This window comes from Curtobacterium sp. NPDC086286 (genome assembly GCF_044746255.1).
Classification (GTDB): Bacteria; Actinomycetota; Actinomycetes; order Actinomycetales; family Microbacteriaceae; genus Curtobacterium.
The window spans coordinates 135,785-161,873 of sequence record NZ_JBIVBW010000006.1 but is presented as its reverse complement, the minus strand read 5'-3'; the positions used below and the strand labels follow the sequence as shown (position 1 = coordinate 161,873).

Here is a 26,089-nt window from a genome sequence, read left to right as displayed (position 1 = left end):
CCTCGGGGTGGGTCGGACGGTCGAACGATTGTCCCACGTCCGCGCGGCGGCGGCGCGCACGTCCGGTCAGACCACGGCGTGCTCCGGCGCCGGCAGCGCACCCAGTCCGCGGCGCAGGTCCGCCGGCGTCGCCGCGAGACAGACGCGGATCCAGCCCTCGCCGGTCCGGCCGAACGCGCTCCCGGGCGCCACGGCGACCCGCTCCCGCTGGAGGAACCCGAGCGCCCACTCCGCGACGTCGCCCTGCGAGGCGTGGGACATGTCGATCCACAGGTAGAAGGCGCCGCGCGGGTCGAGGTAGTGGATGCCGGCGGCGTCGAGCACCTCCTTCGCGACGCCGAGGTTGGCGCGGTAGTGCTCGCCGGCGTCCTGCACGGCGGAGTGGTCCCCCACGATCGCCGCGAGGGCCGCCCACTGGTCGGGTTCGGCGACGCAGCTGATCATCGCCTCCTGGGTCGTCCGCATCGTCGGGCCGAGTCCCTTCGGCGTGACGAGGTACCCGACACGGACGCCCGTCATCGCGTAGGTCTTGCTCAGCGAGAAGGCGGTGAAGACGCGGTCGTCCTCGTCGAGGCTCGCCAGGCTGACGTGGCGGGTGCCGTAGGTGAAGTACTCGTAGACCTCGTCGCTGATCACCCAGAGGTCGTGCCGCTTCGCCAGGGCGAGCAGGTCGCGGAGGGTCTGCTCGCCGAACACCGAGCCGAGCGGGTTCGAGGGCGAGTTCACGACGAGGGCGCGGGTCCGCTCGGTGATGCTCGCCTCGAGGGCCTGCAGGTCGGGCTCGAACCCGTGCTGCGGCTCGAGCCGGTACGGCACCGGGGTCGCTCCGATGATGTGGGCGTTCATCGTGAAGGTCGTGTAGCCGGGGTCCGGCACGAGGACCTCGTCACCGGGGCTCAGCACGAGGGTCATCGCCTGGAAGAGCGCTTGCGTCGCGCCGATCGTCATCCAGATCTGCTCGACGTCGACCTCGATCCGGTTCTCGCGGCGGAGCTTGTCGCGGATGGCCTCCCGCAGCGGGGCGATGCCGCCGTTCGGGGTGTAGTCGGTGCGGTCCTCGGTCCAGGCGCGCCGGGCGGCCTCGCCGATGTGCGCCGCGACGGGCACGTCGGGTTCGCCGATGACGAGCATCGCGATGTCCGTGCCGGTCGCCTGGTCCGTCTGCTCGGCCTGCATGCGTGCGGCTTGCTCGAACACGCGGCGGATGCCGGAGGCGGGGACGGTCTCGATGCGGGGCGCGAGCGATGGCATGCTCGTCACGGTAGCGAACGGTTGTTGCGGCACGGTTTCGGCGTTTCGGTGCTTTGGTCCAGACGCTCCGGCCTGGTAATGTTGGTGGCTGGCTTCCGCGTTCCCCGCCCACGGGTGGAACGCGATGCGACCAAGGGCCCCTCTACCCAGCGGTCGCGACCACCCGTAGAGACGATCAAGGAGCAACACGCATGGCGAACATCAAGTCGCAGATGAAGCGCATCAAGACCAACCTCAAGGCCCAGGAGCGCAACAAGGCCTACCGTTCGGAGCTCAAGACGGTCATCCGTCACACGAACGAGGCAGTCGTCGCCGGCGACAAGGACAAAGCCGTCGCGGCCCTGACCCTCGCGTCGAAGAAGCTCGACAAGGCCGTGAGCAAGGGCGTCATCCACAAGAACCAGGCTGCGAACCGCAAGTCGGCCATCGCGAAGAAGGTCGCGTCGCTCTGACGCACTGACCCTTCTGGTCGAACAGGCCCCGCACCGTTCGGTGCGGGGCCTGTTTGCGTGCGCGGGGCGCGCGGCGCGGGGCGCGCGGCGCGGGGCGGGGCGGGCGGCGCCGGCGCCTGGCGGCGTGACACGCGCGGTTCGACATGCTGCGCGTCGATCGACACGCAGAACGTCGCAACGCGTGTGCGGTGCCGTCCGACTCGCGTCGCGTGCGCAGTTCAGGAGGCTCGGCTCGCCTCAGCGCGCCTCGCCGCGCCGGGCGATGGTGCGGACCATGACCTCGAGCGCGTAGTGCGCATCGCGCGAGCCACCCTTCACCGCGGTGTCGGCCTCGGCGATGCTGATGAGCGCGTTCGCGAGCCCGGACTCGCTCCACCCCGCGACGTCACGCTGCGCCCGCTGCACCTGCCACGGCGCCATGCCGAGTGCCGAGGCGGCCTGACCGCTCGGCCCGCGGAAGGCACTGACCTTCGCCATCGTGCGGATCTTCGACGCGAACGCCGCCACGATCGGCACCGGAGCCTCGCCCGTCGAGAGCGCGTGCCGCAACTCGACGATCGCCGGAGCCGAACGGCCGGCGAGTGCGATGTCGGCGACCTTGAACGCGTTCGTCTCGACGCGACCGCCGTAGTACTTGTCGACGACCTTGTCCGTGATCTCGGCGGCTTCGTCCGCGAGGAGCTGTCGGCACGCGGCCGCGAGCTCGGCCAGGTCGTCCGCGAACGCCGCGACGAGGGTGCGAACCGCCGAGGGCGCGATCTTGCGTCGGGCAGCGCGGAACTCCGCCGTGACGAAGTCGATCCGGTCGGTCTCGCGCTTGAGCTCGTCGCACTGCACCTCGACGCCCCCGCCGACACCGCTGCGGATCGTGTCGAGCAGCTTCTTGCCGCGCACTCCCCCGCCGTGGCGCAGCACGAGCGTGACGTCGTCCGCCGGGGCACCGAGGTACGAGATCGTCTCGGTGATGAACGCGTCGGTGCACTTCTCGACGTTGGTGACCCGGACCAACCGGGGCTCGCCGAACAGGGACGGACTCGCGAGGGTGGCGAGGAGGCCGGGAGCGTACTGGTCGGCTTCGAGGTCGTGCACCTCGAGCGCGGGGTCCTCGCCCAGGAGCAGGTCACGCAGGACGCTGCTCGCTCGCTCGGCGAGGAAGGTCTCGGGCCCCGTGACGAGCACCACCGGCGCAGGGCGGATGCCCGACCAGGGCACCTGGTCGATCTTCGCTGCGGCGCGGACGGGCTTCTTGGCGGCCATGCCTCGATCCTACGGGCGACCGCTGACGCCGAACGCTCCGTCCACACCCGGAGGGCGTCGGGTCCGTCCCGTCCGACGACCACGGTCCCCTGCTGGTCGGTCCGGTACGCACGGGTGCCCGCGGCCTCGAGCACGTCCAGCGCCGAGCGGGTCGGGTGGCCGTACGTGTTGTCCGCACCGACGCCGATGAGCCCCACCGCGGCCGCGGTCTCGCGGTAGAGCACCGGGTCCTGGTCGGCCGAACCGTGGTGCGCGACCTTCACGACCTCGATCGTGGTCCCGGGCCGGGCCTGCGTTCCGGTGTCGGCCTGGGTCGCCAGGACACCGCGGAGCCGGCGCTGCGCGGTCTCCCCCAGGTCTCCGAGGAACAGCCCGGCGACACACGACGTGCAGCCCGGCCCGGGTTCCGTGCGGAGGACCAGACTCGCGTCGTTGCCGGCGTCCCGCGCACCCGACCGCGGCCACAGCACCCGCCACCGGAGCGGCCCGAGCGTGCCCGACGTCGTGTCGTCGGCCGTCCGGACGTCGATGCCCGCATCGACGAGCGACCGGAGGACGCGCTCGTCCTCAGCCCGACCCGTCGGCCCGACGAGCGCGGTCGTCACACGGTCCGCGACCGACGCGACCGCGCCGACGTGGTCCCGGTCGAAGTGCGTCAGCACGAGCAGGTCGACCCGGTCGACGCCGAGGAGGTCCAGGCACGCGCTGAGTCGCTCCGGATCGTCGCCGACGTCGACCAGTGCGGTGCCGCTCCCGCCGCGGACGAGCACCGCGTCACCCTGTCCCACGTCGCACGCGGCGACGGCCCAGTCGCCCGGCAGCCCCGCGCGCACGACGAGTCGCGGCACGGCGACGGACACGATCCCGACCGCTGCGACCGTGCACGCGGCGAGGAGCAGGCGGAAGCGGACCGCTCGGGGCGCGAGGACCGCCACCGCGACCGAGGCGCTCACGACGGCGGCGCCGACCACCCCGAGCACGCCGGCTGGCCAGGGCGCGGCGGCGTACGGGAGCGCAGCCGCTCCGTGCGCGATGCCTCCGATCGCGCTGGCGGGCGCCCACGCCACCGCGGCGAGCACCGAACCGCCCCACGGCCACAGCGGCGCGGTCAGGCACGCGGCGAGCCCGATCACCGTGACGACGGGCGCGAGCGGCTCGGTCAGCAGGTTCGCCGGGACAGCGTAGGTCGGGAACGTGGCCGACAACGGGATGGTGACCGGCCAGCAGGCGAGCTGCGCCGCGACGGGGATCGCGAGCGCTGCCGCCACCGGCGTCCACACCCGTCGTGCGAACAGCGCCGTCAGCGGCGGACCGAGGACCACGATCCCACTCGTCGCGAGCACCGACAGGGCGAACGCGAACGACCGGGCGTACCAGGGGTCGACGACGAGCATCCCGACCACGGCGAGGGCGATCAGCGGGACCCCTCGCACCGGACGTCCCGCGAGGTGCACCACGAGCACGACCACCGCCATCACCGTCGCCCGCACGATCGAGGGGTCCGGACGGACCAGTGCGACGAACGCCAGCAGGAGCGCGATCGCCACCACCGCCCGACCCGCTCGCGGGAGGCCGACGACCCGCCCCAGCACGACCACGAGTCCCACGATCACCGCGCAGTTCGCGCCGGACACGGCGGTCAGGTGGGTGAGCGCCGAGGTCTCCATCGCGGCCTCGGTCGCGGGGTCGAGTCCGCTCCGGTCGCCGATCGCCAGACCGCGCAACAACGAGGCTCCGGGTTCCGGCAGGGTCGCGCTCGCGGACACGAACGCTCGGCGCGCCCGATCGGTGGCCGCGAGGAGTCCCGTCGGCGGCTCGGTCCGGACCCCGCCGCGCAGGAACGCCACGAACGACGTCGTGTTCCCCGGCTCGTCCGATTGGAGCGTCGCCACCCCGTGCACCCGACTCCCCGCAGCGACGGCCTCGGGCGCGCCCTGCGCTGCGGGGACGACCCGAACCGGCACACGCAGCCCGTCGACGTCCTCCGCAGCCACCAGGGTCCCGACGACCGACCGGGCACCCGGCGCGAGGTCCCGGTCGAGCACGACCTCGACGGCGGCCGTCCGGACACCGTCGAGGACGGCAGGGCTCCGCCGGTCGTCGCCGACCACCACGGCGACCGCCACCGTGGTGCAGAACGCGGCCGACGCCACCACGAGCCCCACGACGCCGAGAGCCCGCCGCGGACACCCCACCACCAGCCATGCGATGCCGCCACACGCGACGGCCGCGCCCGCGAGGACGAACCACCCCGCGCTGCCGGGCAACCCGACCAGCACCGCCGCGCAGACCCACGCGGCCGACGCCGGACCGGCCACTCGCAGGTCACGCACGCCGGGAGCGAGGTCGACCGCCACCGCCGGCCCCGATCAGACCCGCACGCGGTCGCGGAGCTCCGCGAACCGGGCGTCACCGATGCCGCTGACGTCGAGCAGGTCCTCGACGGCGGCGAACCGTCCGTGCTCGTCGCGCCACGCGAGGATCCGGCCGGCGAGCGACGGCCCGATCCCGGGCAGGGTCTCGAGCAGGGTCTGGTCGGCCGTGTTGAGGTCGACGACGGTATCGACGGCAGACCCGGCACCACCACCGGCACCATCCGACCCGGCACCGCCCCCACCGACCGAACCGCTCGAGCCGTCGAGCGCTGCCGGGATGTCCGTCTCCCCCACCTTCGGCACGTACAACCGCTCGCCGTCCACCAGCACCCGCGCGAGGTTCAGTCGAGCCAGGTCCGCGTCGTCACGAGCACTCCCGGCCCGCTCGACCGCGTCGGACACACGGCTGCCCCCGGGCAGGGTCACGATGCCCGGACGTGCCACCGCCCCGACGACGTGCACGACCACGAGCGGGGCGGCCGACGAGGACGGAGGACCCCCTGCCGGAGAACGGGACGGCACCGCTGACGGAGCACCCGCCACCGACAGCTGACCGTCGCCCCCACCGCCCGCCGACGATGACGTACCCGACCACGACCCGACCGCCACCACGACCCCGGCGACCAGGACGACGAGGCCTGCCAGCAGGACCGCCGTCCGCGGCGACAACGCCAGCCCAGCGGCCCACGACCGCGCAGACCCACCCGCCGACACCGCCCCAGCCCCGCCGGACGGCCCCGTGGCTCCACCATCACCAGACGACATGCCCGCACGCTACGGAGCCCGACCACCCGGCCGGACCCCGCAACGACGATCGGTGGACGACCGTCCGCCCGCCCAACCTGTGGAGGACGAACGGCGCGCTACCCCTTGATCGCGATGTTCACGAGCTTCGGCGCCCGCACGATCACCTTCACGATCTCGCGGTCCCCGATGTACCGCTGGACGTTCGCCGACGCCCGAGCGAGCGCCTCGAGCTCCGACGGCTCGATCGACTTCGACACCTCGAACGAGTCCCGCACCTTGCCGTTGACCTGCACGACCGCGGTCAGCGACTCCTGCACGAGCAGCGTCGGGTCGGCCTTCCGCCAGCCGTACGTGGCGACGGTGGCCTCGTAGCCCAGCTTCTCCCACATCTCCTCGCCGGTGTACGGCGCGAAGACGCTCAGGCCGAGCGCGATGGTCTCGACGGCCTCGCGGACGGCGGGGTCAGCCGCGCCCGGACCGTTGTCGATCGCCTTGCGGGTGACGTTCACCAGGTCCATGAGCCGGGCGATCACGACGTTGAACTTGAACGACTCCATCATTCCCGGCGCATCGGCCAGGAACCGGTGCGTGACCTGCCGCAGGGCGCGGTCGCCGTCCGCCCACACGACGTCCGGCGACGACGTGACGTCGAGCGCCAGCCGGTAGGCACGGGCGAGGAAGCGGGCCGAGGCGGACGGGGAGACGTCCTCCCAGTTGATGTCGTCCTCTGGAGGCCCGGCGAAGCCCATCACCAGGCGGATCGCGTCGACACCGTTCGCGTCGAGCTCGTCGCCGAGCGAGACGCCGCCCTTCGACTTCGACATCTTCGAGCCGCCGGACAGCACCATGCCCTGGTTGAGCAGCGCCGAGAACGGCTCGGTGAAGTCGAGGTAGCCGAGGTCGAACAGCACCTTGGTCACGAAGCGCGCGTACAGCAGGTGCAGGATCGCGTGCTCGATGCCGCCGATGTACTGGTCGACCGGGGCCCACTTGCGTGCGACGGCGGGGTCGAACGCCTGCGTGTCGTCGTTCGCCGCCAGGAAGCGCAGGAAGTACCACGACGAGTCGACGAAGGTGTCCATCGTGTCGGTGTCGCGGAGCGCGGGGGTGCCGTCCACCGGGTTCGGCACGTTCACCCAGTCGGTCGCGCCACCGAGCGGCGAGGTGCCCTTCGGCTTGAGGTCGAGCCCCTCGGTGTCGGGCAGCCGGACGGGCAGCTGGTCCATCGGCACCGGGTGCTCGGTGCCGTCGGCACCGTGGATGATCGGGATCGGGGTGCCCCAGAAGCGCTGGCGCGAGATGAGCCAGTCGCGAAGACGGTAGGTCTTGGCGGCACGTCCGGTGCCGCGCTCCTCGAGCAGGGAGATCGCCGCGGTGATCGCGTGCTGCTTGGACATGCCGTCGAGCGGGCCGGAGTTGATCATCCGACCGGTGCCGGTCAGGGCCTCACCCGTCGACACCGGGTCGAGCGCGGGCAGGTCCTCGAGCGAGGCACCCTCGGGGATCACCGGGATCGCCCCGGTCACCGCGGCGTTCGTGTCGACGACGACCTTCACCGGCAGGTCGAACGCCCGCGCGAAGTCGAGGTCGCGCTGGTCGTGCGCCGGGACCGCCATGACCGCACCGTGGCCGTAGTCGGCCAGCACGTAGTCGGCGGCCCAGATCGGCAGGCGCTCCCCCGTCAGTGGGTGGATCGCGAAGCGACCGAGCGGCACACCGGTCTTCGGACGGTCGGCGTTCTGCCGGTCGATCTCCGACGTCTTCTGCGTGGCGACGAGGTACGCGTCGAACGCAGCCCGGACGTCGTCCGACACGGATCCGTCAGCCACCAGTGCAGCAGCCAGGTCCGAGTCCGGCGCCACCACGAGGAATGTCACCCCGTGGATCGTGTCCGGACGCGTGGTGAACACCGTGACGGGCTCGTCGCGGCCTTCGATCACGAAGTCGACGTCCGCACCGACCGAGCGCCCGATCCAGTTCCGCTGCTGCGCGATGACCTTCGCCGGCCACCGGCCCTCGAGCTGGTTGAGGTCGTCGAGCAGCCGGTCCGCGTACTCGGTGATCTTGAAGTACCACTGCGTCAGCTTCTTCTTGACGACGACGGCACCGGATCGGTCCGAGGTGCCGTCCGGCAGCACCTGCTCGTTCGCGAGGACGGTCTGGTCCACCGGGTCCCAGTTGACCCAGCTGTCCTTGCGGTAGGCCAGCCCCTTCTCGTACATCTTCAGGAACAGCCACTGGTTCCACTTGTAGTACTCGGGGTCCGAGGTGTGGATCTCGGTGGTCCAGTCGAACGACGGCGCGTAGCGCTTGAACGACGCCTTCTGCTGCTCGATGTTCGCGTAGGTCCAGTCCTTCGGGTCGACCCCGCGCTTGATCGCCGCGTTCTCGGCCGGCAGCCCGAACGAGTCCCAGCCGATCGGGTGCAGCACGTTGAAGCCCTGCTGCCGCCAGTACCGCGCCACGAAGTCGCCGAGCGCCCAGTTCTCGGCGTGCCCCATGTGCAGGTCGCCGGACGGGTACGGGAACATCTCGAGGATGTACTTCCGCGGACGCGTGTCGTCGAGGTCGGTCGTGAAGAGCCCGAGCTCCTCCCAGCGCGGCTGCCACTTCTCCTGCAGACGACGGAAGTCGTAGGCGTTCGGGTCCTCGGGGTACGGCTCGGTGGTCACGGAACTCTCATTCAGTCTGGAGGCACGGATCACGTCCGTCGGACGCGCTCCGGTCATCAAGGATATAAGCCTGGAGGAACGGATCACCGCACCGGAGTCGACCCACCACCGGCAGGTGCTCGGCTCACACCGCCGCGAGCCGCCCGTCGCGCATCCGCAGCGTCCGGTCGACGAGGTCCGCCGCCACCGGCACGTGCGACACGACGACGACCGTCCTGCCGTCCTGCCGCGCGGCCCCGACGAGGTCGCGCAGCACGGTGTCGCCGAGGTCGGGGTCGATGTCGGCCGTGGGCTCGTCAAGCACGAGCACCGGGAACGCGTGCAGGAGCGCCCGGGCGAGCGCGAGCCGGTGCGCCTGCCCGCCGGACACCAGGGCACCGCGCTCCCCCACGCCCGCGTCGAGTCCACCGCGTCGCTGCACCCACGACCCGAGCCCGACCCGGTCGAGCACGGCGAGCAGGTCCTCGTCGGTCGCGGTGTCGCGGGCGAACAGCAGGTTCTGCCGCACGGACTGGTCGAACACGAACGGGTCCTGCTCGATCAGCCCGACGCGGGCGCGGACGGCGTCGGGGTGCATGTCCTTCGCCTCGACCCCGTCGAGCGTGTACGAGCCCTCGTGGTCGACGAACCGGACGAGCGCGTCCACGAGCGTCGACTTGCCCGCGCCGCTCGGTCCCTCGAGCACGACGACCTCGCCGGGTCGGAGGTCCATCGACACCCGGTCGACGGCGGCCGCCGCGGCACCGGGCCAGCGCACCGTCACGTCGCGCAGCGAGACGGCGACGGGCCCGTCGACCACGAGCGAAGCGGGATCGGCGTCCGCGTCCGGCTCCGGGACGATGCCGGCCGGCACCTCCGCCGGGACGACCCGCTCCACCCGGTCGGCCGCGGCTCGGACCCGGCGCAGCGTCAGCACCGCGAGCGGGACCCCGCCGACGACCTCGAACAGGGCGAGCGGCACGAACACGGCGAGGGCCCAGAGCGGTCCGTCGAGCGCGCCGGTGACGACCGCGGGGGCGCCGACGGCCAGGATCCCGATGACCGCGCCACCGCCGACGAGACCGACCAGGGCCCCGACGAGTGACTCGATCGTCCCCCGGCGCCGCACGGCCGCGGTCACCCGGGCGTCGAGCCGGGCGATGTGGTCGAGCCGTTCGTCGAGCGTGCCGTATGCGGCGAAGACGTCGAGCGTCCGCACCGTGTCGAGCACGAGGTCGGCGACGTGCCCGCGTTCCGCGGCCGTCTGCTCGTCGGAGCGCCGTGCGATCGAGAGGGTGACGACCGACCCGAGCAGCGCGGCCACGGCGAGGGCGACGAGCAGCACGAGCGCCGCTGGCACCGACACGAACGCGACCGCGACGACGGAGAGCAGCGCGGCCACGCCGGCGGACACGAGCGGACCGACGACGCGGATGGGCAGGTCCTGCAGCCGGTCGGTGTCGGTGACGAGCCGCGTGAGGAGGTCGCCGCGACCGGTGGAGCCGAGTCCCGCCGGAGCGATCGACGACAGTCGGCGGTACATCTCGGTGCGCACGACCGCGAGCTGCCGGAACGAGGCGTCGTGTCCGGCGAGGCGGTCCACGTACCGGAGCGCCGCACGGCCGAGCGCGAACGCGCGGACACCCACCATCACGAGCGTCAGGTAGAGGATCGGCGGGTGCTCGGCCGCACGCGTGATGAGGTACCCGCTCGCGGCGAGGAGCGCCACGGCGCAGACCGCACTGAGCGCACCGGCCGTGACCGCCTTGGCCCAACCGGCCCCGTGCGGCATCGCGAGCCGCAGGACGGAGGCGTCCCCGCCGGCACGGCCGCCCCGCCGCTGGCGCGTCGGACCGGAACCGGCGTCGTGGGCCCCTCGCGCCTCCCGGGTCATGCCCGCACCCCGTCCGTGCTGGTGACCGCGACCGCGCCACCAGGTCGCCCGTCGACACGGGTGACCGCGACCGCGCCGTCCGGCCGCACGTCGACGCGGACGTCCGCCGTCGCGACGACCGCGGGCCGGTGGCTCGCGACCACGACGACGGCCCCGTCGTCGGCGAGGCGGCGGAGCGTGCGGACGACGTGCGCCTCGGCGTCGGCGTCCAGCGCGGAAGTCGGCTCGTCGAGCAGCACGAGCTGCGTCCCCGTCCGCCTTGCGCGGTACAGGGCGCGCGCCACCGCGACGCGCTGCGCCTGGCCGCCGGACAGGCCGCTGCCGCCGGAACCGACCTGGAGGCGCGGGTCGAGTCCCAGCCCCGCCTCGCCCAGGGCGGTGCGGACCGCTGGCTCGTCGGGGGTCGCGCTGAGCGCGACGTTCTCGGCGATCGTGCCGCGGACGAGTCGTGGGCGCTGGTCGGCCCAGGTCGTGCGCTCGGCGACCGTGCTGCCGTCGGGGCCCGGCACGGTCACCGTGCCGTCGTGGGGCAGGGCACCGCGGACCGCGGCGATGAGACTGGACTTGCCGGAGCCGCTCGGGCCGGCCAGGACGACGACCGTGCCCGGTCCGGCGCGGAGGTCGAGCGGACCGATCACGACGTCGGGACGGCGCACGGTGAGTCGGTCCAGCACCAGGTGGTCGGCGGCGGGGACGGCTCCGGGACGTGCCGCGGGCGCCGTGGTGTCGTCGAGGACATCGAGCACGGCGGTCGAGGCCTCGACGCCGTCCTGTGCCGCGTGGAAGTCGGCGCCGACCTGGCGGATCGGGGCGAAGGCCTCCGGAGCGAGGACGAGCACGAACATCGCGGCGCCGAGCCCGAGCGAGCCGTCGACGAGTCGGATGCCGATCGACACCGCGACGAGCGCGACGGACAGGCTCGCGGCGAGCTCGAGCGCGAACCCGCTCACGAACGACAGCCGCAGGACCCCGACGGTGCCACCGCGGTACTCGTCGGTGACGGTGCCGATGCGTCGGACCTGGCGCCGCGCACGGCCGAAGACCTTGAGCGTCGCCAGCCCCTCGACCGCCTCGGTGAAGGCACCGCCGAGCTTCGCGAGCGCGTCCGACTGCTTCCGCTGGAGCGCCTGCGTCGCGAGGCCGATGAGGATCATGAACACCGGGATCACCGGCAGGGCGCAGAGCACGATCAGGCCGCTGGTCAGGTCGCCGAGCCCGATCGCGACGACGAGCATCGGCGTGGCGATCGCGGTGAGGGCCAGCTGCGGCAGGTACCGGCCGAAGTAGGTGTCGAGGGCGTCCAGCCCGGGGCCGAGCGTGGTCGCGAAGGCCGCACTCGAGCGCTCGGCGAGCCACGACGGTCCGCGCTCGGCCGCCCGGGCCAGGACGGTCGCGCGCAGCTCGCTCTTCACCTTCGCCGCCGCACGTGCGGCGAGGTCGTCGGTGGCCCAGGCGGCCACGGCCCGGACGACGAACGCCGCGCCGAGGAGCGCGAGCGCCGGGGTGAACGCGTCCGGGACGCTGCCGTCACGGACGGCGTCCACGCCGAGGGTCACCGCCGCGGCGATCCCCCACGCGATCGCGATGGTCGCGAGCGTGCGGAGGACACCGGTGCCGGCGGCCGCGACGATGAAGCCACGGGCCGTCCGCGACAGCCGCAGCAGGCGCGGGTCGAGCGGCTTCACCGTCGCCGCCTAGTGCGCGGCCTGGGTCACGTGGGCCCGGGACACGCGCTTGCGGAAGATCCAGTAGGTCCACGCCTGGTAGGCGAACACGAGGGGCACGAAGATCAATGCCACCCAGCTCATCACCGTGAGCGTGTACGAGCCGCTCGAGGCGTTGTAGACGTTCAGGCTGTTCGCCGGGTCGTTCGTCGCGGGCATGACGTCCGGGAAGATCGCCGTGAACATCGCCAGGACGATCGCGGCGATGGTGACCGCCATGAGCGTGAACGCCCGGCCCTCCTTGCCCCAGGCGTTGCAGAGCACCGCGAGGACCAGGGCGAGCGCGGCGACGACCGACAGGACGATCGACGTCGGGGTGGACCGCACGAAGGCCATCCAGACCAGGAACGCTGCGCCGACGACGATCGTCAGCACGCCCGCCCGGGTCGCGAGGCGCTTCGCACGCGCACGGATCTCACCCTCGGTCTTCAGCGCGACGAAGACGACGCCGTGCGTGAAGAACACCAGCAGCGTCGCCACGCCGGTGAGCAGCGCGAAGGGGTTGAGCAGGTCGAACACCGTGCCGGTGTAGTTGTGGCCGGCGTCCATCGGGATGCCCCGGACCACGTTGCCGAACGCGACGCCCCAGAGGAACGACGGCACCGCGCTGCCGACGATGATCATGAGGTCGAACCGGCGCTTCCACTCGAGGTGCTTGTTCTGGTGCCGGTACTCGAACGAGACGCCGCGGGCGATGAGCGCCGCGAGGATGAGCAGGAGCGCCAGGTAGAACCCGGAGAACATCGTGGCGTACCACTCGGGGAACGCCGCGAACAGGCAGGCGCCCGCGACGATGACCCAGGTCTCGTTGAGGTCCCACACCGGGCCGATCGTGTTGATCAGGACCCGACGGTCGGTGTCGTCCTTGCCGAGGAACGGCAGGGACATGCCGACACCGAAGTCGAAGCCGTCGAGGACGAAGTAGCCGACGAAGAAGACGCCGACGATCGCGAACCAGAGAACGGGGAGATCCATCAGTAGACCGTCACTTCGTGCTTGACCTCGCCGGTCTCCTCGTCGACCTCCGCCGGGGCGGCGGGGCCCTCTTGCGCGACCTTCTTGATGAGCCGGAACTCGACCACCGCCAGGGAGCCGTAGATGAGCGTGAAGACGATGAGCGAGATGAGGACCTCGACCCCGGTGACGTTCGGCGAGACGCCGTCACTCGTCTTGAGCAACCCGAACACGAGCCACGGCTGGCGGCCCATCTCGGTGAAGATCCAGCCGACGATCATCGCGGCCATCGGCAGCGGGACGGTCCAGGTGGCGATGCGCCAGACCCACCGCTGGGTCGGGAACCGGCCCTTGCGGGTCAGCCAGAGCCCGACGAGCGAGACCAGCACCGCGCCGACACCGAGCGCGATCATCCAGCGGAACGACCAGTAGGTCACCCAGATGATCGGCTTGTAGTCGCCGGGGCCGTAGACCTGCGAGTACTGCGCCTGGAGGTCGTTGATGCCCTCGACCGTGCCGTTGAAGGTGTGCGTCGACAGGAACGAGAGCAGGTACGGCACACGGATCGAGAACAGCTCGTGCACGCCGTCCGGGGTGCCGAGCGTGAAGATCGAGAACGAGGCGTCCTTGCCGGTGGCGGTGTTGTACAGCGCCTCGGCAGCGGCCATCTTCATCGGCTGGGTGTCGACCATCGTGAGGCCGAGCTGGTCGCCGGTGAGCACCGTGAGCGCCCCCGCGGCCAGCATCGTCCACATGCCGAACTTCAGCGCCGGCATCATCGTCTCGAGGTTCTGGTTGCGCGCCAGGTGGTACGCGGCGACAGAGATGATCACCGCGGCGGCGACCATGAAGCACGCGAACAGAGTGTGCGGGAAGGCGGCCAGCGCGACCTTGTTGCCGAGCACGGCCCAGATGTCCGTGAGCTCCGCACGCCCCTTGGCCTCGTTCATGGAGAAGCCGACCGGGTGCTGCATGAACGCGTTCGCGGCGATGATGAAGTACGCCGACATGATCGTGCCGGCGCTGACGCACCAGATGCTCGCGAGGTGCAGGCCCTTCGGCAGGCGGTCCCACCCGAAGATCCAGATGCCGATGAACGCCGCCTCGAAGAAGAACGCGAGGATGCCCTCGAGCGCGAGCGGGGCGCCGAACACGTCACCGACGAACCGGGAGTAGTTCGACCAGTTCATGCCGAACTGGAACTCCTGCACGATCCCCGTCACGACGCCCATCGCGAAGTTGATGAGGAAGATGCGCCCGAAGAACCGGGTCAGCTGGAGGTAGTGCGCGCGCCCCGTCCGGTACCAGGCCGTCTGGAACACGGCCACGACGACGGCCATGCCGATCGTCAACGGGACGAAGAGGAAGTGGTAGATCGTCGTCAGACCGAACTGCCACCGCGACAGGAGGAGCGGATCGAGGATGTCGTTCATGCGGCGTTTCCGAGCCGGTTCGCCGCGCGCTGTTGGTGCACGTCAGTTGCTTCCTGTGGAGGGGAACTTCTGCTGTCACAACCGTTGGGACACGAACACGTTACCTCGCGGACACATGGTTCGACAAGTTGTAGAACCCTCAGTGCACGGATGTGCAGCGGGATTGCACGGCACAACCGTGCGGAACAACGGTGCGGGTACCAGATCTCGGAACGACGACAGGTGCCGGGCAGTTGCCCGACACCTGTCGTTTTGTGCTGACTGAGTGCTACAGCAGGTCGTTGTCCTGCAGGAACGCCTTGGCGACCGAGGCCGCCGACTTCTGGTCCACCGAGTTCTGACGGTTGAGCTCGATGAGCGCGTCGGTCGTGAGGAGCTTGTTCACCTTCTCGATGGCGTCCGCGGCCTTCGAGTCGAGGTCCTTCGACACGATCGGGGTCACGTTGTTCGCCGGCACGAGGTGCTCCGGGTCCTCGAGCGTGACGAGCTTCTCGGTCTTGATCGAGGCGCTGGCGGAGTAGATGTCCGCGACCTGCGAGTCACCGTCCTGGATCGCCTTGATCGTGAGCGGGCCACCGGAGTCGTTCTGCTGGTTGACCTCGCCGGTGATGCCGTACTTCTCCTTGAGGCCCTTCGGACCGTAGGCGGCGGTGGCGAACTCCGGGTTGGCGGCGATCGAGATCGTCCCGCCGATCTTCGAGAGGTCGGCGATCGACTTCAAGCCGTACTTGTCCGCCGTCGCCTGGGTCACCGTGTAGGTGTCGGCGTCCGAGGCGTCGGCCGACGGCAGCGCCTTGACGTCCGACGGCAGTGCCGACTTCAGTGCGGTGTTGATGCCGTCCGTCGTCGTCTCGGTCGTGGTGGACTTGCCGTCCTCCTGCAGGAGGTAGTTGAGCAGGTTGCCGTTGTACTCCGGGAAGACGTTGATGCTCCCCTTCGCGACCTCGGGCCAGTACGCCTTGCGCTGACCGATGTTGAGCTTCTTGGTGACGGTGAAGCCCTCGTGCTCGAGCTCCTGCGCGTAGAGCTCGGCGATGATCTCGTTCGACGGGTACGCCTGCGAGCCGACGACGATGGTCTTGGAGTCCCCACCGCCGGAGCCGGAGGAGAGCGGGTCGCTCGACGAGCAGCCCGCGAGGGCGATGGCGGCCGCGGACGCGACGGCGATCGTCGCGGCGAGACGCCGGGTCGTTGCTGTGATCACGGGTGGGTTCCTTCCACAGGGGTTGATGCTCGTGGTGCTGAGCTGCGGGTGCTCCGACGCGACAGACGCGCCGACCCGGCGGAGACACCCGCGGGGACGGCGAGCCGCTGCAGCGCGGCGAAGACGATCTCGAACGCGATGGCGAGGGCGATCACCAGGAGGGAACCGCCGAGCACCTCCGCGTAGTCCGAGTTGGCGATGCCGGAGAAGGCGTAGCCGCCGAGTCCGCCGGCGTTGATGTAGCCGACGAGGGTCGCGGTGGCGACGACCTGCAGCACGGCGGCACGGATGCCGCCGACGATGAGCGGCAGGGCGAGCGGGATCTCGACCTTGCCGAGGATCTGCCACCCGGTCATGCCCTGCGCCTTGGCGGCGTCGATCACGACGCGGTCGATCGCCTCGACGCCGGAGTACGCGCCGGCGAGCACCGACGGGATCGCGAGGATGACGAGTGCGATGAGCGGGGCCCCGAGTCCGAGGCCGATCGAGAGTGCGAGCAGCGTCAGCACGCCGAGGGTCGGCAGCGCACGGATGCCGCCGGAGACGCCCACTGCGATCGAGCGTCCCTTGCCGGTGTGCCCGATCAGCAGGCCGACCGGCACGGCGATCGCGACGGCGATGGCGACCGTGAGCAACGTGATCCACACGTGCTCCCAGAGTCGGATTCCGACGGCGTCGGACCCGACGTTGTTCGCCGGGTCGAAGATCCAGGCGATGCCCTGGGCGAAGAGGTTCACGCGGAGACCTCGTTCGCTCGGACGTCGTCAGCGGCGCGGCGTCGGACGGCACGGGCGTTGCGGCCGCTCCCCCGTGTCCACGGCATCGCGAGCCGACCCGCGGCCACGAGCAGCGCGTCGAACACGAGCGCGAGCACGATGGTCAGGACGATGCCGGTGAGGATCTCGGCGCTGATGCCGCGCTTGAGGCCGTCGGTGAGCAGGAACCCGAGGTTCGGCACGCCGATGAGCGCACCGACCGTGATGAGGCTGATCGTGGACACCGACACCACCCGGATGCCCGCGAGGAGGACCGGACCGGCGAGCGGCAGCTCCACCTTGAAGAACCGCTGTGCGGGCGAGTACCCGAGCGCCTCGGACGCCCCCACGACGTCCTGGTCGACCGCGTCGATGGCGTCGGCGGCGGACCGGGCCATCAGGGCCACGCCGAAGATGGTCATCGCGATCACGACGTTCACCGGGTCGAGGGTGCTCGTGCCGATGATCGCGGGCAGCACCAGGAAGAGGGGCAGCGCCGGGATCGTGTAGAAGAGGCTCGCGACGACGACGATCGTCGAGGCTGTCCCCCGGGCCACGCCGTTGCGCTTCCGCAGGCGCGAGACGAGCAGTCCGATCGGGACGGACAGCAGGAAGCTGATGACGATCGGCGGGATCGCCAGCCAGACGTGCGCGATCAGGTTGTCGCTGATCGTGTCCGTGTTGCCGAGGACCCAGTTCACGCGTCGCCCCGCTGCTCCTGGGGCACTGCCTCGGCCGCGTCCACGACCTGCACCGGACCGGTGAGCACACCGGCGGCACGTCCTTCACCGTCGACGACGATCGGCCCCGTCGGCGTCTGCTCGACGCGGAGCGCACGGCGGCCGCGACCGGCGCCGATGAAGTTCGCGACGAAGTCGTCGGCGGGCTCGGCGAGGATCTCGGCGGGGGTGCCGAGCTGGGCGATCTCGCCGCCCTTCTTGAGGATGACGACCTGGTCGCCGAGCTTGAAGGCCTCGTCGATGTCGTGCGTGACGAACACCACGGTCTTGCCGAGCTCGCGCTGCAGCCTGATGAGCTCGTCCTGCAGGTCGTTCCGCACGAGCGGGTCGACGGCACCGAAGGGCTCGTCCATGAGCAGGATGTTCGGGTCGACCGCGAGTCCGCGGGCGACGCCGACGCGCTGCTGCTGTCCGCCGGAGAGCTGCGAGGGGTACCGGTTCGCGAAGGCACGGTCGAGCCCGACCGTGTCCATGAGTTCGAGGGCACGCTGGCGCGCGTCGGCCTTCGGGACCCCCGTCAGCAGCGGCACCGTGGCGATGTTGTCGACGACCTTGCGGTGCGGCAGCAGCCCGGCGTTCTGCATCACGTAGCCGATGCTGCGACGGAGCTTGACCGGGTCGACGCCCGCGACGTCCTCCCCGTCGATCTCGACGGCACCTGCGCTGGGGTCGACCATGCGGTTGATCATCCGGAGCAGCGTGGTCTTGCCGCAGCCGCTCGACCCGACGAAGACCGTCGTGGTCCTCGAGGGGATGACGAGGCTGAAGTCGTCGACCGCGTTGGTGCCGTCCGGGTAGGTCTTGCGCACCGAGCGGAACTCGATCATGGGTGCCCTTCTGTTCGGAGGTAGCCCGACTCCGAGTGAGAGTACCCGTCGGGTGTGACACCCGTTCAGCCGTGACGGCGTGTGTCGCGTCCCGGACAGCACGTGCGCAGTGTCCGGACGCGACGACGCCCGTCTCTCCTGTTCGGAGGACGGGCGTCGTCGGATTGCCGCTCGGCGTGTCAGGAGGCCGCGATCACCGCTTCGAGGTGCCCGCGACTCATCGCCCGGTACTCCTCGATCAGTGCGGTCTCGGGGTTCGCCGGGTCACGGTGCGCCCGCGCGAGGACGGCGTGCGACGACTCGGCGAGGACCACCCAGGTCCGCTCGATGCGCTCCCCCGTCGGCACGCCGAACCGCTCGTGCATGATGTGGGCGACGGCGCTCCCCAGTGCCGCCATCCGGTCCTCGGCGTCGCCCGTGCCGGTGTCCGCCGCGTCGCCGAAGCGGATCGCCCGGAACCCCGGCTCGGTGCGGTACATCTCGGCGGTGACGTCGATGAGCGCGTCGCAGGCGGCCTGCCAGGTCGTCGCCTCGCTGGTGTCGAGGGCGGTGATGAACCGCTCGGCCAGGCGCTGGGTGCTCCGGATCGCGAGTGCCTCGACCACGGCGATGCGGTCCGGGAAGTAGCGGTAGACGGTGCCGATGGACGCCCCCGCCCGCTCGGCCACCATCGCGGTGGTCAGGCGCTCGAACCCGATCTCGTCGATCACCGCGGCCGCGGCGTCGAGGAGGCCGGCGAGGCGCGCCGAACTGCGGGCTTGGACCGGCTCGTTCCTGAGCAGTGATGATCCCCCCGGCAGTGCGTTCGATACCTCGGTGACGAGCACGTGTTCTCCTCTTGCGCCGACAGCGCGACTCATGTGGGTGTGACGGTCACAACTGTCGCAGAGACCGGCTGGAATATCGCTGCGACTCTCCCAGTACACGTGTGAGGTCGTACGTGTGCCAGGTCGGACGTGGAATGATGGGGCGATGCCCGACCCGACGCCCCACGAGCCGTCGTTGGCCGAGCCGATCCTCCACCGGGCGGCCCGCATCGAGGACGCCGTCCAGGAGTTCCGCGAGCACCGGGCGCGCCGCCGGGGGCTGGTGCCGACCGTCATCCCGTACACCGGCTACGGCGCACCCGGGTGGGTCCGCGTCCTCTGCCGGGTCCTCCTCACGCGTCGGGGTCTCGCATCCGACGCCTCCTTCTACGGTGTGCGCGGCTGGCGGAGCTTCACGAGCGTCGCGGTCGACGACGCCGAGGTCACGATCACCGCCGGCGGGACCTCGCACGTGGTGCAGTCCGACCGCGGCGGCGTGGTCGACACCATCGTGCCGATCGACCTCGAGCCGGGCTGGCGCACCATCAAGCTGTCCGCCGGGGGCATGCGCGACGTCGAGGCCGACGTCTTCATCGTGCACCCGGACACGCGCTTCGGGCTGCTGTCGGACATCGACGACACCGTCATGGTGACCTCGCTCCCTCGCCCGATGCTCGCGGCCTGGAACTCCTTCGTGCTCACGGAGCACGGGCGCCGGCCCGTCCCGGGCATGTCGGTGCTGTACGAACGCGTCCTCGCGCAGCACCCCGGTGCCCCGACGGTCTACCTCTCCACCGGCGCCTGGAACGTCGCGCCGACGCTGCAGCGCTTCCTCAGCCGGAACCTCTACCCCTCCGGCACCCTGCTGCTCACCGACTGGGGTCCCACGCACGACCGGTTCTTCCGCAGCGGCCAGCTCCACAAGCAGCAGAACCTCGAACGACTCGCCCAGGACTTCCCGCACGTGCAGTGGCTCCTCGTCGGCGACGACGGGCAGCACGACGAGTCCCTCTACGGCGAGTTCGCTCGGGCCCACCCCGAGAACGTCGCGGGCGTCGCCATCCGCCAGCTCTCCACGAGCGAGGCCGTCCTCGCCGGTGGGCGGTCCCGCGCCCAGGAACGCTCGCGCGAGTCCTCGGCCCCCTGGGTCTACGCCCCGGACGGCGCCGGCATGTGGTCCGAGCTGGCACGGGTCGGCATCACCCGCGCCGACCCGGACGACCCGGCCTGAGCCATCCCTCAGCAACCACCCCGGCCTCCCGAGGCGGCGGTGGTTGGATCGGCCCATGAGCCCGGCTGACACACCGACCAACCGCATCGAGGACCACGCGCTGATCGGCGACACCTACACCGCCGCGCTCGTCGGGCGCGACGGCACCGTCGACTGGGCGTGCCTGCCCCGCTTCGACAGCCCGTCGACCTTCGCCTCGATCCTCGGCACCGAGGACCACGGGCACTGGACCCTCCGCCCCACGGACCCGGACGCGACCGCCACCCGCCGGTACGACCACGACACGCTCGTGCTCGCGACCGTGTGGACGACGAGCACCGGCGTGGTCGAGGTCACCGAGTTCATGCCGATCGGCGCGCACCGGGCGACGATCGTCCGGCGGGTGCGGGGGCTCCGCGGCAGCGTGGAGCTCCGACAGACGCTGCGCATCCGGTTCGACTACGCCCTCGCACTCCCCTGGGTCCGGCAGATCGGCGGCGACGAGGACCCCGCACTGCTGGCCACGGCGGGACCCGGGTCCGTGATCGTCCGCGGCGTCCGCTTCCGCGCCGATGACCACCGGCACACCGCCACCACCACCGTGCACGACGGCGACGTGCTCGACACCGTCCTCACCTGGTACCCGTCGCACCGCGAGCCGCCGGAGCCCCTCGACGTCGACGAGGCCCTGCACCGCACCGTGCGCTGGTGGCGGGACTGGATGGCCACCGCCCGGACCGAGGGCCGGTACGCCGAGGCGGCCCGCCGGTCGCTCCTCCTGCTCCGTGCGATGACCCACGCCGAGACCGGCGGTGTCGTGGCGGCCGCGACGACCAGCCTGCCCGAGGACCCCGGCGGCGAACGCAACTGGGACTACCGCTACGTCTGGCTCCGCGACGCCTCGCTCGCCCTCGCATCCCTCATCGCGCACGGGTACCGCGACGAGGCGATGCACTGGCGCGGCTGGCTCCTCCGCGCGATCGCCGGCGACCCCGCCGACGTGCAGATCATGTACGGCATCGCCGGGGAGCGCGAGCTCCCCGAACGCGAACTGCCGAACCTGCCCGGGTACGCGGGCTCCACGCCGGTCCGGATCGGCAACGGCGCCTACACGCAGTACCAGGGGGACGTCTTCGGCGAGGTCCTCGCCGCGCTCCACGACGCCCGCGAGCTCGGCGTCGAGGAGAACGCCGACTCGTGGGCACTCCAGCGCGCCCTGCTCGGGTACGTCGAGGAGCACTGGCAGGAGCCCGACAACGGCATCTGGGAGATGCGCGGGCCCCGTCGACACTTCACGCACTCGCGCGCGATGATCTGGGCCGCCTTCGACCGCGGCGTCGCAGCCGTCGAGGAGTTCGGCCTCGAGGGCCCCGTCGACCGCTGGCGGACCCTCCGCGCCGAGGTGCGCGCCGAGATCGAGGAGCACGGGTGGAACGCCGAGCGCGGCAGCTACCGCCAGCACTACGACACCGACGAGGTCGACGCCAGCCTGCTCGTCCTGCCGCAGATCGGCTACGTGAAGCCCGGTGACCCGCGGATGACCGGGACCGTCACCGCGATCGAGCAGGACCTCCGGACCGGCGACGACGGCCTCGTGCTCCGGTACCGCACCTCGTCCGGCTTCGACGGGCTCTCCGGCAGCGAGCACCCGTTCCTCGCGTGCTCCTTCTGGCTCGTCGAGCAGTACGCCGCGTCCGGGCGCGTCGAGGACGCTGAGCGGCTGATGGACGTGCTCGTCGGGTACGCGAACGACGTCGGCATGCTCTCCGAGGAGATCGACGTCGCGACCGGCCACCACATCGGGAACACCCCGCAGGCGTTGTCGCACCTCACGCTCGTGTCCGCCGCGGACGCGATCGCGCGGGCGCGCGGCACGGCGGCCGGCCACCGGACGCGACTCGCCGTCCACGACGGCGGCACCCGCTCGTGGACCGGAGAGGGCGAGCGGGCCGGCACACCCGCCTGACGCGGTGGTCGTGACCGCAGACGGACGGGAGGCACGGTGCCAGCTGGCACCGTGCCTCCCGTCCGTCGTCACCGCCCGATCAGGGCGTCACCGTCACGTCCGTCAGGACGAGGACTCCCAGTCCGCCGGGCCGCGCGACCCCGCGCGGTACTCCTCGAGCGGGACCTCGTCCGCCTTCCAGGCGTCGACGACCGGCTCGACGATCTCCCAGCAGCGCTCGGCCACGTCGCCGCGGATCGAGAGCAGCGGGTCGTCGTGGAAGATCCCGTTGAGGACCTCGCCGTAGGGGGTGAGCTCGCCGTCCGCGAAGGAGGACGACAGGGTGACCTGGCCCATCTCGAACGGGTTGCCGCCGCCGTTGGCCGACACCGTCAGCTCGATCTCGTCGGGGTTGAGCACGATGCGGAGCGTGTCCGTCTTCGGCCGACCGGACAGGCCGGAGGGCAGGCGCGTCACGGGCTTGAAGGTGATCAGCACCTCCTTGCGGCTGTTGCCGAGTGCCTTGCCGGAACGGAGCGTGAACGGCACGCCCTTCCAACGGGCGGTGTCCACCTCGACCGAGATCTCGGCGAGCGTCTCGGTGCCGCGCGACTTGTCGACGCCGTCCTCGTCCTGGTACGACGGCAGTTCCTTGCCGTCGATGGTGCCGGCCGTGTAGACCGCACGACGCGACGCGATCTTCGGGTCGCCGCCCTTGAGCTCGGTCGAACGGAGCACCCGGGCCAGGGACGAGCGGAACTCGACGGCGTCGATGTCCGCGGGGGCGTCCATCGTCACGATGCCGAGGATCTGCAGCAGGTGCGACTGGATCATGTCGACCATCGCGCCGGCCTCGTCGTAGTACTGGGCGCGGTTCTCGAGACCGAGGGTCTCGTCGTAGAAGATGTCGACCTTCTCGATGTTGTCGGCGTTCCAGATCGGCTCGAACAGGCGGTTCGCGAAGCGCAGACCGATGATGTTCAGGACCGTGGTGCGACCGAGGAAGTGGTCGGTGCGGTGCACGCGCTCCTCGGGGACGAGCTTGAGGACCGTCTCGTTGAGGGCCTTCGCGCTGGCGACGTCCGTGCCGAAGGGCTTCTCGAACGCGAGGGTCGTGCCCTCGGGCAGCTCGACCTGCTGGAGCGCCTCGCAGATGTCGGAGGCGATCTGCGGCGGGAGCGCGAAGTAGAGGATCGGCTCGGCGTCGGCGTCGGCCGCGGCGAAGAGCGCCTTGAGGTGCTCGGGGTCGGTCGGGTCACCCTGGATGAACTGCGTCGACGCGAGGGTGGCGTCGACCTCCGGGCCCTTCACGTCCTGCGACGCGAAGGACTTCGTGACGACGTCCTTCCACTGCTCCTCGCTGCGGGCGCTGCGGCCCGTGCCGATGAGCTGGACGGGCACCGCTCGACCGCTCTGCAGGAACGTGCCGAGGCCCGGCAGCAGCAGGCGGGAGGCGAGGTCGCCCGTCGCGCCGAAGATGATGAGAGTGCGCTTGTCGGTCACCGGAGGTGACTCCTTTCGCTGTGGTGGGGGTGGTCCGCTTGAGGCCAAGCCGTGGGCGGACCGGTTGATTCCCGGACGAGCAGGTTCGTTGGTGTGCCTGCGTTCCGGAGGTCGTGCTGCGGTTCCGGTGTGGTGCTGGACGCACTTCGGGCGGCACCGGTGTGGTGCCGCCCGAAGTCAGGTGCGCTGGAGGTCCAGGTCAGTGACCGAAGTTGCCGCGGTAGTACTCGTAGACCCAGCCGACGAGGGTGATCGCCACGCAGGCGAGCCCGATCGGGACGATCCACAGCCCGGCTGCGACACCGAGGAAGCAGAGCGCCGTGGCACCCGCGAGCAGGATGGGCCACCACGACCACGGGCTGAAGTGCCCGAGCTCGGCGTCGCCGTCCTCGATGTTGGCGTCGGGGCGGTCCTCGGGGAGGACGCCGCCCTGGGAGGACATGACCTTGCCGAGGTAGAACGCGATGAACGCGGACATGATCCCGGTGAGGCCGATGGCCACCGTGCCGACCCACTCCGGGTGACCGTAGTAGAGCAGCGACCAGATGGTGTACGCGGCGTCCGCGAGGATGAAGAACCCGAAGAGGATCCAGAACAGGTTGGTGTTGGCGCGCATCGCCTTACTTCACCTCGCCCTTCGCGGCGTCGTAGGTCGGAGCGTCGGGGGCGTCCTTGGCCGGACCCACACCGATCGGCACACCCGCTTCGGGGTGGTTGAGGTCGAACGCCGGCGACTCCGAACGGATGCGCGGGATCGACGTGAAGTTGTGCCGCGGCGGCGGGCAGCTGGTCGCCCACTCGAGCGAGCGGCCGTAGCCCCACGGGTCGTTCACCGCGACCTTCGGCGCGTTCCGGGCGGTCACGTAGACGTTGAAGATGAACGGCAGGAACGAGATCGCGAGGATCATCGAGCCGATCGTCGACAGCTGGTTCATCCAGGTGAACCCGTCGTTCGGCAGGTAGGTCGCGTAGCGACGCGGCATGCCGATGACGCCCAGCCAGTGCTGGATGAGGAACGTCGTGTGGAAGCCGATGAACAGGAGCCAGAAGTGGATCTTGCCGAGACGCTCGTTGAGCATCTTGCCCGTCCACTTCGGCCACCAGAAGTAGAAGCCGGAGAACATCGCGAACACGACGGTTCCGAAGACCACGTAGTGGAAGTGCGCGACGACGAAGTACGAGTCGGACACGTGGAAGTCGAGCGGCGGCGACGCCAGGATCACACCGGTGAGACCACCGAACGTGAAGGTGATGAGGAAGCCGACGGCCCAGAGCAGTGGCGTCTCGAACGTGACCGAACCGCGCCACATCGTGCCGACCCAGTTGAAGATCTTCACGCCGGTCGGGACCGCGATGAGCATCGTCATGAGCGAGAACCACGGGAGCAGGACGCCACCGGTGACGTACATGTGGTGCGCCCACACCGTGACCGAGAGGGCCGCGATGGCGATGGTCGCGTAGACGAGGGTCTTGTACCCGAAGATCGGCTTGCGGCTGAACACCGGGAAGACCTCGGAGACGATGCCGAAGAACGGCAGCGCGATGATGTACACCTCGGGGTGGCCGAAGAACCAGAAGAGGTGCTGCCAGAGCAGGGCTCCCCCGTTCGCCGGGTTGAAGATCTGCGCGTCGAACACGCGGTCGAGACCGAGGCCGAACAGCGCGGCGGCGAGGACCGGGAAGGCCATCAGCACGAGCAGCGCGGTCACGAGGGTGTTCCACGTGAAGATCGACATGCGGAACATGGTCAGACCCGGGGCACGCATCGTGATGATCGTGGTGATGAAGTTCACCGCACCGAGGATCGTCGAGAAGCCCGTCATGCCGAGGCCGAAGACCCAGAGGGTGCCACCGAGCCCTGGTGTGAACGTCGTGTCACTCAGTGGCGCGTAGGCGAACCACCCGAACGACGCGGCGCCCTGCGGGGTGAGGAAGCCACCGACGGCGATGAGCGAGCCGAACAGGTAGAGCCAGAAGGCGAACCCGTTCAGACGCGGGAAGGCGACGTCCGGCGCACCGATCTGCAGCGGCATGATCGCGTTCGCGAAGCCCGAGAAGAGCGGGGTCGCGAACATCAGCAGCATGATCGTGCCGTGCATCGTGAAGAGCTGGTTGTACTGCTCCTTCGTCGCGACCACGTGCAGGCCGGGCTCGAAGAGCTGGGCACGGATGACGAGCGCCATCACACCCGCGAGCAGGAAGAAGATGAACGAGGCGATCAGGTACATGTACCCGATGGTCTTGTGGTCCGTGGAGGTGATCCACCGGACGATGATGTTGCCCTTCCGGCCGACCTTCGACGCCTGGAAGTCCAGTGTCGTGGTCCCTGCAGCCGGCTGGCCGACGAGTGACGTGGTCATC

19 protein-coding genes and 1 pseudogene are annotated in these 26,089 nt (G+C 70.7%); 3 read left to right on the top strand and 17 right to left on the bottom strand.

All coding sequences use genetic code 11. The annotated features are described in order from the left end of the window. Nucleotides 1-66: 66 nt before the first annotated feature. Nucleotides 67-1,251 carry a pyridoxal phosphate-dependent aminotransferase gene (locus tag ACIPKM_RS12500; protein WP_402736830.1) on the bottom strand — a complete coding sequence of 395 codons (1,185 nt, stop codon included), beginning with the start codon at nucleotides 1,249-1,251 and terminating at the stop codon, nucleotides 67-69. A 191-nt stretch (nucleotides 1,252-1,442) separates the two neighbouring features. On the opposite strand from ACIPKM_RS12500, the gene rpsT reads away from it, so the two are divergent. After that, a complete protein-coding gene (gene rpsT / locus ACIPKM_RS12495) occupies nucleotides 1,443-1,703 on the top strand; it encodes a 30S ribosomal protein S20 (protein WP_070418682.1) in 261 nt (86 codons plus the stop codon). A gap of 237 nt (nucleotides 1,704-1,940) precedes the next feature. Here rpsT and holA read toward each other — a convergent pair whose 3' ends face one another. The 13 genes and pseudogenes from holA to ACIPKM_RS12430 form a co-directional block, all read right to left on the bottom strand. Then, nucleotides 1,941-2,960, bottom strand: coding sequence for a DNA polymerase III subunit delta (gene holA, locus ACIPKM_RS12490; RefSeq protein ID WP_071301880.1), 1,020 nt, complete (start codon nucleotides 2,958-2,960; stop codon nucleotides 1,941-1,943). Between the two features lie 377 nt (nucleotides 2,961-3,337). Then, a pseudogene (locus ACIPKM_RS12485) lies at nucleotides 3,338-4,726 on the bottom strand (ComEC/Rec2 family competence protein); the annotation flags it as partial. 603 nt (nucleotides 4,727-5,329) lie between these two features. After that, on the bottom strand, nucleotides 5,330-5,797 hold the full coding sequence (locus ACIPKM_RS12480; RefSeq protein ID WP_254791766.1) for a ComEA family DNA-binding protein: 468 nt from the start codon (nucleotides 5,795-5,797) through the stop codon (nucleotides 5,330-5,332). A gap of 401 nt (nucleotides 5,798-6,198) precedes the next feature. Beyond that, on the bottom strand, nucleotides 6,199-8,811 hold the full coding sequence (leuS, locus tag ACIPKM_RS12475) for a leucine--tRNA ligase (RefSeq protein ID WP_402736829.1): 2,613 nt from the start codon (nucleotides 8,809-8,811) through the stop codon (nucleotides 6,199-6,201). A gap of 67 nt (nucleotides 8,812-8,878) precedes the next feature. Beyond that, the gene (gene cydC, locus ACIPKM_RS12470; protein ID WP_083413730.1) at nucleotides 8,879-10,627 is read right to left on the bottom strand and encodes a thiol reductant ABC exporter subunit CydC; all 1,749 of its coding nucleotides are present in this window, start codon (nucleotides 10,625-10,627) and stop codon (nucleotides 8,879-8,881) included. Beyond that, the gene (gene cydD / locus ACIPKM_RS12465) at nucleotides 10,624-12,312 is read right to left on the bottom strand and encodes a thiol reductant ABC exporter subunit CydD (RefSeq protein ID WP_402736828.1); all 1,689 of its coding nucleotides are present in this window, start codon (nucleotides 12,310-12,312) and stop codon (nucleotides 10,624-10,626) included. The genes cydC and cydD overlap by 4 nt, the downstream gene beginning before the upstream one ends. Nucleotides 12,313-12,321: 9 nt before the next feature. Next, a complete protein-coding gene (gene cydB / locus ACIPKM_RS12460; protein ID WP_071301876.1) occupies nucleotides 12,322-13,326 on the bottom strand; it encodes a cytochrome d ubiquinol oxidase subunit II in 1,005 nt (334 codons plus the stop codon). Next, nucleotides 13,326-14,738 carry a cytochrome ubiquinol oxidase subunit I gene (locus ACIPKM_RS12455; protein WP_070418675.1) on the bottom strand — a complete coding sequence of 471 codons (1,413 nt, stop codon included), beginning with the start codon at nucleotides 14,736-14,738 and terminating at the stop codon, nucleotides 13,326-13,328. The genes cydB and ACIPKM_RS12455 overlap by 1 nt, the downstream gene beginning before the upstream one ends. Before the next feature lie 268 nt (nucleotides 14,739-15,006). After that, nucleotides 15,007-15,942: an ABC transporter substrate-binding protein gene (locus ACIPKM_RS12450; protein ID WP_070418674.1), complete on the bottom strand. Its 936-nt coding sequence runs from the start codon at nucleotides 15,940-15,942 to the stop codon at nucleotides 15,007-15,009. After that, nucleotides 15,939-16,679, bottom strand: coding sequence for an ABC transporter permease (locus ACIPKM_RS12445; protein ID WP_071301875.1), 741 nt, complete (start codon nucleotides 16,677-16,679; stop codon nucleotides 15,939-15,941). Before ACIPKM_RS12445 ends, ACIPKM_RS12450 begins: the two co-directional genes overlap by 4 nt. Next, nucleotides 16,676-17,398, bottom strand: coding sequence for an ABC transporter permease (locus ACIPKM_RS12440; RefSeq protein WP_071301874.1), 723 nt, complete (start codon nucleotides 17,396-17,398; stop codon nucleotides 16,676-16,678). Before ACIPKM_RS12440 ends, ACIPKM_RS12445 begins: the two co-directional genes overlap by 4 nt. Further along, complete coding sequence (locus ACIPKM_RS12435) at nucleotides 17,395-18,264, bottom strand: ABC transporter ATP-binding protein (RefSeq protein WP_070418671.1); 870 nt, start codon at nucleotides 18,262-18,264, stop codon at nucleotides 17,395-17,397. Before ACIPKM_RS12435 ends, ACIPKM_RS12440 begins: the two co-directional genes overlap by 4 nt. Before the next feature lie 179 nt (nucleotides 18,265-18,443). Then, a complete protein-coding gene (locus tag ACIPKM_RS12430; protein ID WP_175496097.1) occupies nucleotides 18,444-19,091 on the bottom strand; it encodes a TetR/AcrR family transcriptional regulator in 648 nt (215 codons plus the stop codon). Nucleotides 19,092-19,236: 145 nt separating this feature from the next. Here ACIPKM_RS12430 and ACIPKM_RS12425 point away from each other — a divergent pair, with 145 nt between their 5' ends. Next, complete coding sequence (locus ACIPKM_RS12425; RefSeq protein WP_071294809.1) at nucleotides 19,237-20,301, top strand: App1 family protein; 1,065 nt, start codon at nucleotides 19,237-19,239, stop codon at nucleotides 20,299-20,301. Between the two features lie 55 nt (nucleotides 20,302-20,356). Beyond that, on the top strand, nucleotides 20,357-22,246 hold the full coding sequence (locus ACIPKM_RS12420) for a glycoside hydrolase family 15 protein (protein WP_070418668.1): 1,890 nt from the start codon (nucleotides 20,357-20,359) through the stop codon (nucleotides 22,244-22,246). A 102-nt stretch (nucleotides 22,247-22,348) separates the two neighbouring features. Here the strand turns inward: ACIPKM_RS12420 and ACIPKM_RS12415 are convergent, their stop codons facing one another. The 3 genes from ACIPKM_RS12415 to ctaD form a co-directional block, all read right to left on the bottom strand. Next, a complete protein-coding gene (locus ACIPKM_RS12415) occupies nucleotides 22,349-23,728 on the bottom strand; it encodes a glucose-6-phosphate dehydrogenase (RefSeq protein WP_070418667.1) in 1,380 nt (459 codons plus the stop codon). Nucleotides 23,729-23,927: 199 nt separating this feature from the next. Continuing rightward, nucleotides 23,928-24,344, bottom strand: a complete 417-nt coding sequence (locus ACIPKM_RS12410; RefSeq protein WP_070418666.1) for a cytochrome c oxidase subunit 4 — start codon at nucleotides 24,342-24,344, stop codon at nucleotides 23,928-23,930. A gap of 4 nt (nucleotides 24,345-24,348) precedes the next feature. Beyond that, the gene (gene ctaD / locus ACIPKM_RS12405; RefSeq protein WP_070418665.1) at nucleotides 24,349-26,088 is read right to left on the bottom strand and encodes a cytochrome c oxidase subunit I; all 1,740 of its coding nucleotides are present in this window, start codon (nucleotides 26,086-26,088) and stop codon (nucleotides 24,349-24,351) included. Nucleotide 26,089: the final 1 nt, after the last annotated feature.